The organism is Tessaracoccus coleopterorum, assembly GCF_011174705.1.
In the GTDB taxonomy this organism is placed as follows: Bacteria; Actinomycetota; Actinomycetes; order Propionibacteriales; family Propionibacteriaceae; genus Arachnia; species Arachnia coleopterorum.
The window spans coordinates 702732-717924 of the sequence record NZ_JAANIJ010000001.1; the positions used below are offsets into that span (position 1 = coordinate 702732).

The window sequence follows — 15193 nt, forward strand, 5'->3', positions numbered from 1 at the left end:
AGTGAGTCAGGAGATCACTTGATGATCTTGGTGACGTTACCAGCGCCGACGGTGCGGCCGCCCTCACGGATGGCGAACTTGAGGTTCTCCTCCATGGCGATGGGCTTGTTCAGGTGAACGGTCATCTCGGTGTTGTCGCCGGGCATGACCATCTCGGTGCCAGCGGGAAGCTGGACAACGCCGGTCACGTCAGTCGTACGGAAGTAGAACTGGGGCGAGTAGTTGGAGAAGAACGGCTTGTGACGGCCACCCTCCTCCTTGGTGAGCACGTAGACGTTGGCGTCGAAGTCGGTGTGCGGGGTGGTCGACCCGGGCTTGATGACGACCATGCCGCGCTCGACATCTTCCTTCTTGGTGCCGCGGAGCAGCAGGCCGACGTTCTCGCCCGCGCGACCCTCGTCGAGAATCTTGCGGAACATCTCGACACCGGTGACGGTCGAGGTCTGCTTGTCGTCACGGATGCCGACGATGTCGACGACGTCGCCGGTCTTGACGATGCCGCGCTCGATGCGGCCGGTGATGACGGTGCCACGACCGGTGATCGTGAAGACGTCCTCAACGGGCATCAGGAAGGGCTTCTCGATGTCGCGCTCGGGCTGCGGATGTACTCGTCGACAGCGTTCATGAGCTCGATGATCGAGTCGGCCCACTTCTCCTCGCCCTGCAGGGCGGGGAAGGCGGCGACGCGGACGATCGGCAGGTTGTCGCCGTCGAACTCCTGGGCGGAGAGGATCTCGCGGAGCTCCATCTCGACAAGGTCGATCAGGTCGGCATCCTCGTCATCGATCATGTCGCACTTGTTGAGGGCGACGACGATCGCCGGCACGCCAACCTGGCGGGCCAGGAGGATGTGCTCGTGGGTCTGAGCCATCGGTCCGTCGGTGGCGGCGACCACGAGGATCGCGCCGTCCATCTGGGCGGCACCGGTGATCATGTTCTTGACGTAGTCGGCGTGGCCGGGGCAGTCAACGTGCGCGTAGTGACGCTTCTCGGTCTGGTACTCGACGTGCGAGATCGAGATGGTGATACCGCGCTGACGCTCCTCGGGAGCCTTGTCGATCTGGTCGAACGCAGAGACAGCGTTCCACTCGGGTAGCGGTCGTGAAGCACCTTCGTGATCGCCGCGGTGAGAGTGGTCTTGCCGTGGTCGACGTGTCCGATGGTGCCGATGTTTACGTGCGGCTTGGTCCGCTCAAACTTGGCCTTTGCCACGAGGGCTCCTTCTAAGTCTCGCCACGCGGGATTGCGCGGCGTCGGGGTTGTTCCTCTTCGAGGGTCGGCTACCCGGCACACAGCCGAACGCCATACCTACCACATCGTAGCGACCTTGGCCCCGTACAACAAACCGTTCGCGCGCCGGAAGACATCCGGTTCCCCGACCTCCCACTCCCCGACCCACCGGGTCTCCCACGGCGTGGAGGCAGCGTCTCCCGCGGTGGAGAATGCAACCGGCCGGGAGGTTTCCCTCCCGGCCGGTCAGTGGGTTCAGCGAGCGGTCAGGCTCACTCGCCCTTCGCCTTGGCGATGATCTCGTCAGCGATGTTCTTCGGCGTCTCCGCGTAGGAGTCGAACTCCATGGAGTACGACGCCTGGCCCGAGGTCTTCGAGCGCAGATCGCCGACGTAGCCGAACATCTCCGACAGCGGCACGATCGCGTTCACGACGCGGTTGCCGTGCTGCTCGTCCATCGAACGGACCTGGCCACGACGCGAGTTCAGGTCGCCGATGACGGTGCCGAGGTAATCCTCGGGCGTCGTCACCTCGACGGCCATCATCGGCTCGAGGATGGCCGGGTCGGCCTTGCGGGCCGCTTCCTTGAACGCCTGGGAGCCGGCGAGCTTGAACGCCATTTCCGAGGAGTCGACGTCGTGGTACGCGCCGTCAGTCAGGGTCGCCTTGATGTTGTCGACCGGGTAGCCGGCGAGGACGCCGAACTGCATGGCCTCACGGATGCCCTGATCCACCGCGGGATGTACTCGCGGGGAACGCGGCCGCCGGTGACGGCGTTGACGAACTCGTAGCCCGAACCCGGCTCCGTCGGCTCCAGATCGATGATGACGCGCGCGAACTGGCCGGAACCACCGGTCTGCTTCTTGTGCGTGTACTCGATCTTCTCGACCTTGCGACGCAGGGTCTCACGGTAGGCCACCTGGGGCTTGCCGATGTTGGCCTCGACCTTGAACTCCCGACGCATGCGGTCGATGAGCACGTCGAGGTGCAGCTCGCCCATGCCCGCGATGATCGTCTGGCCGGTCTCCTCGTCGGTGTGGACGCGGAAGGTCGGATCCTCCTCGGCGAGCCGCTGGATGGCGGTGCCGAGCTTCTCCTGGTCGGACTTCGTCTTGGGCTCGATGGCCTGCTCGATGACCGGTGCCGGGAACGTCATGGACTCCAGGACGATCGGGTTCGACGGGTCAGCGAGGGTCTCACCGGTGGTGGTGTCCTTCAGACCCATCACGGCGCAGATCATGCCTGCGCCGATCTGGTCGATCTCCTCACGCTTGTTGGCGTGCATCTGGTAGATCTTGCCGATGCGCTCCTTGCGGCCCTTGGTGGTGTTGAGCACCTGGGATCCCGAGTGCAGCACACCGGAGTAGATGCGCACGAAGGTCAACTTGCCCAGGTGCGGATCGGCGGCCACCTTGAACGCGAGGATGGAAAGCGGCTCGTCGTCCGACGGCTGGCGCTCCAGCACGACCGACTCGTCACCGGGCTTGAAGCCGTCGATGGCGGGCACGTCGAGCGGCGACGGCAGGTACGCGACGACCGCGTCGAGCAGGGGCTGGACGCCCTTGTTCTTGAACGAGGTGCCACACACGACAGCGGTGAAGGTGTTGGTGATGACACCCTTGCGGATCGCGGCCTTGATCTGCTCCACCGAGGCTCTTCGCCCTCGAGGTACAGCTCCATGATGTCGTCGTCAACGTCCGCGACGCGCTCGATCAGGGTGGCGTGGGCCTCCTTGGCGGCCTCGACGAGATCGGCGGGGATCTCCTCGACGTCGTAGTCCTCACCCATCACGGTCTCGCCGTGCCAGGTGAGGGCGCGCATCTCGACGAGGTCCACGACTCCGACGAAGTCACCCTCAGAGCCGATCGGCAGCTGCAGGAGGACCGGGTCGGTGTTCAGGCGCTCGCGGATCGTCTTGACGACGTGGTCGAACGAGGCACCGGTGCGGTCGAGCTTGTTGATGTAGCAGATGCGCGGGACGCCGTACTTGCTGGCCTGGCGCCACACCGTCATCGACTGGGGCTCAACGCCCGCCACGCCGTCGAACACCGCGACGGCGCCGTCGAGCACGCGGAGCGAACGCTCCACCTCGACGGTGAAGTCCACGTGTCCGGGGGTGTCGATGATGTTGATCAGGTTCTCGTGCCAGAAACAGGTGGTGGCGGCAGAGGTGATCGTGATGCCACGCTCCTGCTCCTGCTCCATCCAGTCCATGGTCGCCGCACCGTCGTGCGTCTCACCGATCTTGTGGTTCTTGCCCGTGTAGAACAGGATCCGCTCGGTGGTGGTGGTCTTACCGGCATCGATGTGCGCCATGATGCCGATGTTGCGAACCTTATTCAGGTCGGTCACTAGCTATGTCCTTTTTCGAAAGTATCAAGGATGAAGCGGTGAGTGCCCCGGCCCCAGAGGGACCGGGGCAGCAAATCACCAGCGGTAGTGCGCGAAGGCGCGGTTGGCCTCGGCCATCTTGTGCGTGTCCTCGCGGCGCTTCACGGAAGCGCCGAGGCCGTTGGAGGCGTCGAGGATCTCGTTCATCAGACGCTCGGTCATCGTCTTCTCGCGACGGGCGCGGGAGAAGCTGACCAGCCAGCGCATGGCGAGCGTGTTCTGACGGTTCGGCTTGACCTCGATCGGGACCTGGTAGGTCGCGCCACCGACGCGGCGGGACTTGACCTCGATCGACGGCTTGACGTTGTCGAGGGCCTTCTTCAGCGTGATGACCGGGTCGATACCGGTCTTCTCACGGGTGCCCTCGAGGGCGTTGTACACGATCGCCTGGGCGACGGTCTTCTTGCCGTCGAGCAGGATCTTGCTGACGAGCTGGGTGACCAGCTGCGAGCCGTAGACCGGATCGATGACGACCGGGCGCTTCGGGGCGGGACCCTTGCGAGGCATTACTTCTCCTTCTTCGCGCCGTAGCGGCTGCGAGCCTGCTTGCGGCCCTTGACACCCTGGGTGTCGAGAGCGCCGCGGATGATCTTGTAGCGCACGCCGGGGAGGTCCTTCACACGACCGCCACGGACGAGCACCATCGAGTGCTCCTGCAGGTTGTGGCCGACACCCGGGATGTAGGCGGTGACCTCGATGCCGGAGCTCAGACGCACACGCGCAACCTTGCGGAGGGCGGAGTTCGGCTTCTTCGGCGTCGTGGTGTACACACGCGTGCACACGCCGCGTCGCTGAGGGGAACCCTTCAGCGCGGGGGTCTTGTTCTTCGAGATCTTGTCTGTCCGGCCCTTGCGGACCAGCTGCTGGATTGTTGGCACCTGCTGGTATCACTTTCGTCTTGGTGGACTGTACGTTTATCTTCCCTGGCTGCAGCTTCCCTGCCGCGGTCAGGACACCTTGCGACCACGAATCAGATTCACTGCCGTGCGGACTCAGCAAGTCCACGCTCTCGTCTGCAACGGTTGAGAGCGATCCACCATGCCAGGGCACGCACAAAGGGGCCCGAGCAACCGGGCACCGCTGCAACATGCTACTCCACGCGCTGGCGGTGACCAAATGCGCGGGCCGTACCTACCCAACCACAAGGCATGATGCGGTGGCGAACCCGGACACGCCCTCCGTCAGATCCGCCCGCTCCCCGTCGGCCTGCCCTCCCCGGGGAGCCCGTTTTCCACCCTCCGGGCCGATTCCGGGCAGCGCCGGCCCATACCGCCGGGACGCGGAAAGGGCCCGCGACCGAGGTCGCGGGCCCTTTCCGGGATCAGATTCAGCGGATCTCGCCGAAGTCCATCTCGTCGAGCGGGACGGCGGGCCGACCACATCGGAACCGAACGAGTAGTCGTACGGGTCGTAGCTCATGGTGAACGCCGAGGCGCGGGCCTCTTCGGTGGGCTCCACCCGGATGTTGCGGTACCGCTCGAGGCCGGTACCAGCCGGGATCAGCTTGCCGAGGATGACGTTCTCCTTCAGGCCGACGAGCGAGTCGCTCTTGCCCTGGATGGCGGCATCCGTGAGGACCTTGGTCGTCTCCTGGAAGGAGGCGGCCGACAGCCACGAGTCCGTCGCGAGCGACGCCTTCGTGATACCCATCAGCACCGGGCGACCCTCCGCGGGCTTGCCACCCTCGGAGAGGGCCCGGCGGTTGGCGGCCTCGTAGGACGCGCGGTCGACGAGCTCACCCGGCATCATCGTGGTCTCGCCGGAGTCGATCACGGTGACGCGACGCAGCATCTGGCGGATGATGATCTCGATGTGCTTGTCGTGGATCGGGGCGCCCTGCGTGCGGTACACGCGCTGCACCTCCTCCACCAGGTGCTCCTGCACCTTGCGGAGACCACGGATACGCAGGACGTCCTGCGGGTCCACCTGGCCGGCGGTCAGCTGCTGACCGATGGACACGTGGACGCCGTCGCGGATCGCGATGCGCTCACCGTTGTGATCCTCGAACTCGAGACGCGTACGACGACCGACCGGGTACTCCAGGTCCTCGCCACCGTCGTCGCGCACGATGACGATCTTCCGCGAACGGTCGCCGTCCTCGATTCGCACGACGCCGTCGGCCTCGGTGATCGGGCCTTGCCCTTGGGCTGACGGGCCTCGAAGAGCTCGGTGACACGGGGCAGACCCTGCGTGATGTCGTCGCCGGCCACACCACCGGTGTGGAAGGTACGCATCGTGAGCTGGGTGCCGGGCTCACCGATCGACTGGGCCGCGACGATGCCGACAGCCTCGCCGACGTCCACCGTCTTGCCGGAGGCGAGCGAGCGGCCGTAGCACATGGCGCAGGTGCCGACCGACGACTCACAGGTGAGCACGGAGCGGACCTTGACCTTCGTCACACCGGCGTCGACCAGCGTGCGGATCTCGGCATCGCCGAGGTCGGTGCCCGCGGAGACCAGAACGTTGCCGTCCTTGTCTGCCACGTCGACGGCGAGGGTGCGGGCGTAGACCGCGGTCTCGACGTCGCCGGAGGTCTCGACCGTGGCGCCCTTGGCGAACGGCTCGGCGGAGATCAGAACCGGGCGACCGCTCTCATCCAGGCCAGGGGTGCTCCACGTCGCGATGACCTTGTTCAGGCCGCGCTCGGTGCCACAGTCCTCCTCGCGGATGATGACGTCCTGCGACACGTCGACCAGACGACGGGTCAGGTAACCCGAGTCGGCCGTGCGCAGAGCCGTGTCGGCCTGGCCCTTTCGACCACCGTGCGTCGAGATGAAGTACTCGAGGACCGAGAGACCCTCACGGAAGTTCGACTTGATGGGTCGGGCGATGATGTCGCCCTTCGGGTTGGCCACGAGGCCTCGCATGGCTGCGATCTGACGCATCTGCGTCATGTTTCCTCGTGCACCCGAGTCGACCATCATGAAGATCGGGTTGTCCTCGGTGAAGTTCTCCTTCATCGCCTCGGTCAACTCGGCCGTCGCGTCGGTCCAGATCGCGATGAGCTCCTGGCGGCGCTCGTCCTCGGTCACGGATCCACGCTCGTAGAGCTTGTCGATCTTGACTGCGCGGCGCTCGTAGCCCTCGAGGATCTCGGCCTTCTGCGGCGGCGTCTGCACGTCGGAGATGGAGACCGTGACGCCGGAGCGGGATGCCCAGCGGAAGCCCATGTCCTTCAGCGCATCGAGGGCCGCGGCGACCGTGACCTTCGGGTAGCGCTCGGCCAGTTCGTTGACGATCCGGCCGAGGACCTTCTTGCCCACCACGGTGTTGATGAACTCGAAGTCGTTGGGCAGCGCCTCGTTGAAGAGGGCGCGTCCCAGCGTGGTCGTGACCAGGTAGCTGCCGTCCTGGCGCGGCTCGAGGCCGGCCACGTTGACATCACGGAGCAGGATGCGGATGTTGGATCCGAGATCCAGATCACCCGCGTCGAACGCCATGATCGCCTCGGCGAGCGACGAGTACGAGTTGCCCTCACCCTTGCCCGGACGCACGAGCGTCAGGAAGTAGTGGCCGATGATCATGTCCTGGGTCGGCATGGTGACGGGGCGACCGTCGGCCGGCTTCAGGATGTTGTTCGTCGACAGCATCAGGACTCGCGCCTCGGCCTGGGCCTCGGCGGACAGCGGCAGGTGCACGGCCATCTGGTCACCGTCGAAGTCGGCGTTGAACGCCGTGCAGACGAGCGGGTGGATCTGGATTGCCTTGCCCTCGATGAGCTGGGGCTCGAACGCCTGGATGCCGAGGCGGTGCAGGGTAGGTGCACGGTTCAGCAGCACCGGGTGCTCGGCGATGACCTCTTCGAGGACGTCCCACACGACCGGGCGCTGACGCTCGACCATGCGCTTGGCGGCCTTGATGTTCTGGGCGTGGTTCAGATCGTCCAGTCGCTTCATGACGAACGGCTTGAACAGCTCGAGCGCCATGGCCTTCGGCAGGCCACACTGGTGCAGCTTGAGCTGCGGGCCGACCACGATGACCGAACGGCCCGAGTAGTCGACACGCTTACCGAGCAGGTTCTGACGGAAACGTCCCTGCTTGCCCTTGAGCATGTCGGAGATCGACTTCAGGGGACGGTTACCGGGCCGGTCACCGGGCGTCCGCGACGACCGTTGTCGAACAGGGAGTCGACGGCCTCCTGGAGCATGCGCTTCTCGTTGTTCACGATGATCTCGGGGGCGCCGAGATCGAGAAGCCGCTTCAGGCGGTTGTTGCGGTTGATGACGCGGCGGTACAGGTCGTTCAGGTCGGAGGTCGCGAAGCGGCCACCGTCGAGCTGCACCATCGGGCGGAGATCCGGCGGGATGACGGGGACGGCGTCCAGCACCATCGAGGCCGGGTGGTTGCCGCCGGTGAGGAAGGCGTTGACGACCTTGAGGCGCTTGAGCGCGCGGGTCTTGCGCTGGCCCTTGCCGGTGGCGATGGTTTCACGCAGCGACTCGGACTCGGCCTTGAGGTCGAAATCCTGGAGGCGCTTCTGGATCGCCTCGGCGCCCATCGAGCCCTCGAAGTACTTCGAGAAGCGCTTCTTCATCTCGCGGTAGAGCATCTCGTCGCCCTCGAGGTCCTGGACCTTGAGGGTCTTGAAGCGCTGCCACACCTCGTCGATGCGGTCGAGCTGACGCTGGGTGCGGGTGCGGAGCAGGCCCGCCTCCTTCTCAGCGGCCTCACGGACCTTGCGCTTGACGTCGGCCTTCGCGCCCTCTTCCTCGAGCTGGGCCAGATCCTCCTCGAGCTTGCGCATGCGCGCCTCGATGTCGGCGTCGCGGCGGGCGGCGACCTGCTTGGTCTCCACCTCGACCTTCGACTGCAGCGAGGCGAGGTCGCGGTGGCGGCCCTCCTCGTCGACGGAGGTGATCATGTGCGCGGCGAAGTAGATGACCTTCTCGAGGTCCTTCGGCGCGATGTCGAGCAGGTAGCCGAGGCGGCTGGGGACGCCCTTGAAGTACCAGATGTGGGTGACGGGGCGGCCAGCTCGATGTGCCCCATGCGCTCACGACGCACGTTGCTGCGGGTGACCTCGACGCCACAGCGCTCACAGATGATGCCCTTGAAGCGCACCCGCTTGTACTTGCCGCAGTAGCACTCCCAGTCACGGGTGGGGCCGAAGATCTTCTCGCAGAAGAGGCCGTCGCGCTCGGGCTTGAGCGTGCGGTAGTTGATGGTCTCCGGCTTCTTGACCTCGCCGTGTGACCATTCACGAATCTGGTCGGCGCTTGCGAGACCGATTCGCAGTTCGTCGTAGAAGTTCACGTCCAGCACGTTTTGCTTCTCTTTCCCCTACTTCGTGGCAGTAGGTGCCTTTGGAAAAGTCTGAGTTGTAGATCGGTGACTGAGGTGAACTCAGACTTCGCCGACGTCCAGGAAGTTGTCGGAACCGGGACGGCGACCGAGGTCGATGCCGAAGTCCTCGGCGGAGCGGATGTCGTCCTCGGACTCGCGCAGGTCAATGACCCGGCCGTCGTCGGAGAGCACCTCCACATTCAGACACAGCGACTTCATTTCCTTGACGAGAACCTTGAACGACTCCGGGATGCCCGGCTCGGGGATGTTCTCGCCCTTGACGATGGCCTCGTAGACCTTCACGCGGCCGGGGACGTCATCAGACTTGATCGTGAGGAGCTCCTGCAGTGCCCATGCGGCGCCGTAGGCCTCGAGGGCCCACACCTCCATCTCGCCGAAGCGCTGGCCACCGAACTGCGCCTTGCCACCGAGCGGCTGCTGGGTGATCATCGAGTACGGGCCGGTCGAACGTGCGTGGATCTTGTCGTCGACCAGGTGGTGGAGCTTCAGCATGTACATGTAGCCCACGCCGATCTTCTCCGGGTACTTGTCACCCGTGCGCCCGTCGAACAGCGACGCCTTACCGGACGAGTTGATGAGACGCTCACCGTCACGCGTCGGCAGGGAGTTGTCGAGCAGGCCCGCGATCTCGCGCTCGTTGGCGCCGTCGAAGACGGGCGTCGCAACCTTGGCGTCGCCCTCGACCCGGCCGAGGCCGACGTCACGGAGACGCTCGGCCCAGTCGGCCTGGACCTCGGTGATGTCCCAACCGGTCTTGGCGATCCAGCCGAGGTGGTTCTCCAGCACCTGGCCCACGTTCATGCGGGAGGGCACGCCGAGGGGGTTCAGGACGATGTCGACGGGGGTGCCGTCCTCGAGGAACGGCATGTCCTCGACGGGGAGGATCTTCGAGATGACGCCCTTGTTGCCGTGACGGCCTGCGAGCTTGTCACCGTCGGAGATCTTGCGCTTCTGGGCGACGTGGACGCGCACCAGCTGGTTGACGCCGGGCAGCAGCTCGTCGTCGTCCTCGCGGTTGAAGACGCGCACACCGATGACGGTGCCGGTCTCACCGTGGGGAACCTTCAGCGACGTGTCGCGGACCTCGCGGGCCTTCTCGCCGAAGATGGCGCGCAGCAGGCGCTCCTCGGGGTGAGCTCGGTCTCGCCCTTCGGGGTGACCTTGCCGACGAGGATATCGCCGGCGCCGACCTCGGCGCCGATGCGCACGATGCCACGCTCGTCGAGATCGGCGAGCATGTCGTCGGACACGTTCGGGATCTCACGGGTGATCTCCTCGGCGCCCAGCTTCGTGTCGCGGGCGTCAACCTCGTGCTCCTCGATGTGGATCGAGGTGAGGACGTCGTCCTGGACGATGCGCTGGCTGAGGATGATCGCGTCCTCGTAGTTCAGGCCCTCCCAGGGCATGAACGCCACCAGCAGGTTGCGGCCGAGCGCCAGCTCGCCCTGGTCGGTGCAGGGGCCGTCGGCCAGCGGGGTGCCGACCTCGACGCGGTCACCGGGCGCGACCAGCGGGCGCTGGTTGATGCAGGTGCCCGCGTTGGAGCGCACGAACTTGTCAAGCTTGAAGCTCGAGTAGGTGGCGTCGTCGTTGGTGATCTCGATGATGTCGGCGGCCACGGAGGTGACCACACCCGGCTTCTTGGCCAGGGTGACGTCACCGACGTCGACCGCAGCGCGGTACTCCATGCCGGTGCCGACGAACGGCGACTCGTTGCGGATCAGCGGGACGGCCTGACGCTGCATGTTGGCGCCCATGAGGGCTCGCGACGCGTCGTCGTGCTCGAGGAACGGGATCAGCGCGGTGGCGATGGAGACCATCTGACGCGGGGACACGTCCATGTACTCGACCTCGGCGACGGGAACCTCGTCGGCGTCGCCGTGCTTGAGGCGCACCAGCACGCGCTCCTCGGAGAGGTTGCCGTTGGAGTCGACTGCGGCGTTGGCCTGCGCGATCGAGTAGCGGTCCTCCTCGTCGGCGGTGAGGTAGTCGATCTGATCCGTGACCTTGCCGTCGACGACCTTGCGGTACGGCGTCTCGATGAAGCCGAAGGCGTTGACGCGGGCGAAGGAGGCGAGCGAGCCGATCAGGCCGATGTTCGGGCCTTCAGGGGTCTCGATCGGGCACATGCGGCCGTAGTGCGACGGGTGGACGTCACGGACCTCCATGCCGGCGCGGTCACGGGACAGACCGCCGGGGCCGAGCGCGGAGAGGCGGCGCTTGTGGGTCAGGCCCGCGAGCGGGTTGTTCTGATCCATGAACTGCGACAGCTGCGAGGTGCCGAAGAACTCCTTGAGCGCGGCGGTCACCGGGCGGATGTTGATCAGCGTCTGCGGCGTGATCGCCTCGATGTCCTGCGTGGTCATGCGGTCGCGGACAACGCGCTCCATGCGGCCGAGGCCGGTGCGGAGCTGGTTCTGGATCAGCTCACCGACGGTGCGGAGGCGACGGTTTCCGAAGTGGTCGATGTCATCGGCCTCGACGAGGACGTCGTCCAGCTTCTCCTGGTGCTCGTGGAGCGCGACGATGTACCGGATGGCCGACACGATGTCGTCGATCGTCAGGGTCTGCTGGTCGAACGGCAGCTCGAGACCGAGCTTCTTGTTGATCTTGTAACGACCGACCTTCGCGAGGTCGTACCGCTTCGGGTTGAAGTAGTAGTTGTCCAGCAGCTGCTGGGCCGCGTCGCGTGCCGGGGGCTCGCCCGGACGCAGCTTGCGGTAGATGTCGAGGAGCGCCTCGTCCTGGGTCTTGACCGAGTCCTTCTCGAGGGTCAGTCGCATCGACTCGTACTCGCCGAACTCCTCGAGGATCCTGTCCTCGCTCCAGCCGAGCGCCTTCAGCAGCACGGTGACGTTCTGCTTGCGCTTGCGGTCGAGGCGCATGAACACCATGTCACGCTTGTCGATCTCGAACTCGAGCCACGCGCCGCGCGACGGGATCACCTTGCAGGAGAAGATGTCCTTGTCGGACGTCTTGTCCGGGGTCTGCTCGAAGTAGACGCCGGGCGAGCGGACGAGCTGGGACACCACGACACGCTCGGTGCCGTTGATGATGAAGGTGCCGCGGTCGGTCATCAGCGGGAAATCGCCGATGAAGACGGTCTGCGACTTGATCTCGCCGGTGTCGTTGTTGACGAACTCGGCGGTCACGAAGAGTGGGGCGGCGTACGTGACGTCGCGGTCCTTGCACTCCTCGATGCTGTACTTCGGCTCCTCGAAGCGGTGGTCGCGGAACGACAGAGACATGGTCTCGTTGAAGTCCTCGATCGGGGAGATCTCAGCGAAGATCTCCTCGAGGCCGGAGCGGGTATTGACGTCGGTGCGTCCAGCGGAGAGCTGGGACTCCACCTTCTCGCGCCAGGTCTCGTTGCCGATCAGCCAGTTGTAGGCGTCGATCTGCAGGTCCAGGAGGTTGGGAACCTCCAGCGGCTCATGAATCTTCGCGAACGAGATTCGGCCAGTGGACGAGACGACATTGGTGTTCTTCAACGCAGAGCGCGAGGCGGCCAAGATTCGGTCCTTCCAAGAACGCTTGAAGCAGTTTTTCCGTGCACAGCGAACGACCCGTGTCAAGTAAACGGGCAGGGCGCATAGGCGGGCAAATGACCACTATATACCAAACGGTCATAGCACACAACTACCCCATCCCCGGGGGGGCATGCGGCTCAGAAGCAGGTCGACGTTGACCTCGCGCAAAATGATAGCGACTCGCCGCCACTGCGCAACCCTGACGCGCCGATTCCACGTCACCGGGCGGCATCGGGCGTGGTCAGCCGCAGAAGAGCCGTGGCCCGCCCCTCAGAGGGGACGGGCCACGTGCAGTTCAGATGCGCTACGCGCGTCGGGTCACTTGACCTCGACGGAGCCTCCGGCGGCCTCGAGGGCCTCCTTGGCCTTGGCAGCGGTCTCCTTGTCGACGCCCTCGAGCACCGGCTTCGGGGCGCCCTCAACGAGGTCCTTGGCCTCCTTCAGGCCGAGGGAGGTCAGAGCGCGCACCTCCTTGATGACGGCGATCTTCTTGTCGCCACCGGAGGTCAGGATGACGTCGACCTTGTCGGAGCCCTCCTCAGCGGCACCGGCATCGTCGCCACCGGCGGCGGCCGGGGCGGCAGCGGCAACCGCGACCGGGGCGGCAGCGGTGACCTCGAAGGTGTCCTCGAACAGCTTGACGAACTCGGAGAGCTCGATCAGGGTCATCTCCTTGAAGGCGTCAAGGAGCTCGTCGTTGGTGAGCTTCGCCATGTTGGCGTTCCTTTCGTAGAAAGCTTTGTGTGATCGCAGCGGGAGCTGCATCGCATCACTGATCAGCGGGCGCTGCTTCAGGTGCCGCTTCCGCGGCGGGGTCTCGTCCGTGGCGTCGGCGACAGGCGCGGAGCCTGCGCCACCGATCAGGGAGGGGTTGGCCTCTGCAGCGGTCTGCAGCGCACCAAGGACGCGGGCGCCCTTCGCGAGCGGGGCAGCCAGCATGTAGGCGGCCTTGGCCAGGTTGGCCTGCATTGCGCCGGCAAGCTTGGCAAGCAGGACCTCGCGGGATTCGAGGTCGGCAAGCTTCAGCACAGCCTTGGCGTCGAGGAACTTGCCCTCGAGGACGCCACCCTTGATCGACAGGGACGGATTGGCCTTTGCGAAGTCACGCAGCCCCTTGGTGGCGGCGGCGATGTCACCGGTGACGAACGCGATGGCAGTGGGGCCGGTGAGGGAATCCTCGATGCCCTCAATGCCAGCCTCACGGGCAGCGATCGTCGTCAGGGTGTTCTTCGCAACGGCGTAGGTGGCGTTCTCACCGAGGGATCGACGGAGTTCCTTCAGATCCTTGACGGTGAGACCGCGGTACTCGGTAAGCACTGCCGCCGCGGAGTTGCTGAACGATTCCGTCAGCTCCGCGACCGTGGCAGCCTTGTCCGGCCTCGCCATGTGGTCTCCTTCCGATTAGCAACCTCGGCGCTCCCGGCGGGAGCCCCAAGGGCCTCGACCACAACAAAAAAGCCCCTGCGCCGGTGGCGCGGGCTTGGCCCAGACAGGTCTGGACGGCTCTACGATCACCTGCGCGGGTGCCTTTCGGCTTTATGACTGGTGTCACCTGCGGTCTTCGGCAGGTTGTAGATTACCTGCGATGTCGCGGCCCGCCAAATCCGGCGGGACCGTGGTCGCCCCACGGGACCGCTGATGTTCCGGCTGGGGCGCTACTCGCGCGTGCATTACTCTCGTGAGGGTTGAATTCCTGCACCAGATACTGAAAGTGAACCCGATGCGTCGACTCCTCGCCCTCGGCCTGCTGGCCCCCTCGCCCTCACCGCCTGCGGTGGCCAGGGTAACCCGACCGAGCCCGGAAGCAGCGCGGGCAACTCTGACAGCACCGACCGCAGCTACGACGTGTCGGGCGTGGCGAAGGTCGACGAGATCGCCGCCCTCCTCCCCAGGCCGTCCAGGACAAGGGCACGCTCATCGTCGGGGCCTCCGCCGACTACGCTCCCGCCGAGTTCCGCGCCGACGACCTGAAGACCTACCTCGGCTATGACGTGGACCTGAGCAAGGCGCTCGGCCGCGTGCTGGGGCTCGAGACCGAGGTCGTCGACGGCGAGTTCGCCTCCCTCCTGCCCGGCATCGGCAGCAAGTACGACGTCGGCATCTCGTCGTTCACCATCAACGGGGAGCGGACCGCCAGCTACAACATGATCAGCTACATCACGGTGGGCTCCAGCTACGCCGTCAAGACCGGCAACCCGGAGGGGTTCAACCCCGACGACGTGTGTGGCAAGTCGATCGCCGTGCAGACCGGCACCTACCAGGACGAGGAACTCGCCGGCTTCTCCGCCACCTGCGAGGCCGACGGCAAGGAGAAGATCGACATCCTCCAGTACGGCCGCCAGTCCGACGCGACCACCAACGTCGTGGGCGGCAAGGCCGTCGCGTTCTACGCGGACTCCACCGTCGCCGACTACGCTTCAACGCTGACCAACGGGCAGATGGAGATCGTCGGCGGCATCCGCGACGCCGCCCCGCAGGGCATCGTCGTGGCGCAGGATGACACGGCCATGACCGAGGCCATCCAGAAGGCGATGCAGTCGCTCATGGACGACGGCACGTGGGGCAAGATCCTCGACGCCTGGGGCATCGAGGCCAACGCCGCGCTGACCACCGCCGAGCTGAACCCGCAGGGCTGAGCGACCCATGTCCGAACCGACACCCGAGCTGATCCACGCCCGTCCGGTCTTCAGGCCGAGCGTCTGGATCTGGGCGGCGATCGTGCTGGTCCTCGTCGCCAT

General features: G+C 65.5%; 4 protein-coding genes and 7 pseudogenes. 1 reads left to right on the top strand and 10 read right to left on the bottom strand.

Annotated elements, in window-relative coordinates; genetic code table 11:
• Positions 1 to 14: 14 nt before the first annotated feature.
• The 10 genes and pseudogenes from tuf to rplJ form a co-directional block, all read right to left on the bottom strand.
• Positions 15 to 1212, bottom strand: a pseudogene (gene tuf / locus G7085_RS04520) (elongation factor Tu).
• 290 nt (positions 1213 to 1502) lie between these two features.
• Positions 1503 to 3546 (bottom strand): annotated as a pseudogene (fusA, locus tag G7085_RS04525) (elongation factor G).
• A 111-nt stretch (positions 3547 to 3657) separates the two neighbouring features.
• Entirely contained in the window at positions 3658 to 4128 is a 471-nt protein-coding gene (rpsG, locus tag G7085_RS04530; RefSeq protein ID WP_197510106.1) for a 30S ribosomal protein S7, read from the bottom strand.
• Positions 4128 to 4499 (bottom strand): 30S ribosomal protein S12, encoded by a 372-nt coding sequence (gene rpsL / locus G7085_RS04535; RefSeq protein ID WP_077685961.1) that lies wholly within the window; start codon positions 4497 to 4499, stop codon positions 4128 to 4130. Before rpsL ends, rpsG begins: the two co-directional genes overlap by 1 nt.
• 449 nt (positions 4500 to 4948) lie before the next feature.
• A pseudogene (locus G7085_RS34075) lies at positions 4949 to 7265 on the bottom strand (hypothetical protein).
• Positions 7266 to 7673: pseudogene (locus tag G7085_RS34080) on the bottom strand (DNA-directed RNA polymerase subunit beta'); the annotation flags it as partial. It abuts the pseudogene before it with no gap.
• A gap of 14 nt (positions 7674 to 7687) precedes the next feature.
• Positions 7688 to 8883, bottom strand: a pseudogene (locus G7085_RS34085) (hypothetical protein).
• 81 nt (positions 8884 to 8964) lie between these two features.
• Positions 8965 to 12437 (bottom strand): annotated as a pseudogene (rpoB, locus tag G7085_RS04545) (DNA-directed RNA polymerase subunit beta).
• Positions 12438 to 12773: 336 nt separating this feature from the next.
• Complete coding sequence (rplL, locus tag G7085_RS04550) at positions 12774 to 13169, bottom strand: 50S ribosomal protein L7/L12 (protein WP_197512741.1); 396 nt, start codon at positions 13167 to 13169, stop codon at positions 12774 to 12776.
• A 96-nt stretch (positions 13170 to 13265) separates the two neighbouring features.
• Positions 13266 to 13841 (bottom strand): annotated as a pseudogene (rplJ, locus tag G7085_RS04555) (50S ribosomal protein L10); the annotation flags it as partial.
• Between the two features lie 581 nt (positions 13842 to 14422).
• On the opposite strand from rplJ, the gene G7085_RS04560 reads away from it, so the two are divergent.
• A complete protein-coding gene (locus G7085_RS04560; protein WP_231979966.1) occupies positions 14423 to 15091 on the top strand; it encodes a transporter substrate-binding domain-containing protein in 669 nt (222 codons plus the stop codon).
• Positions 15092 to 15193: the final 102 nt, after the last annotated feature.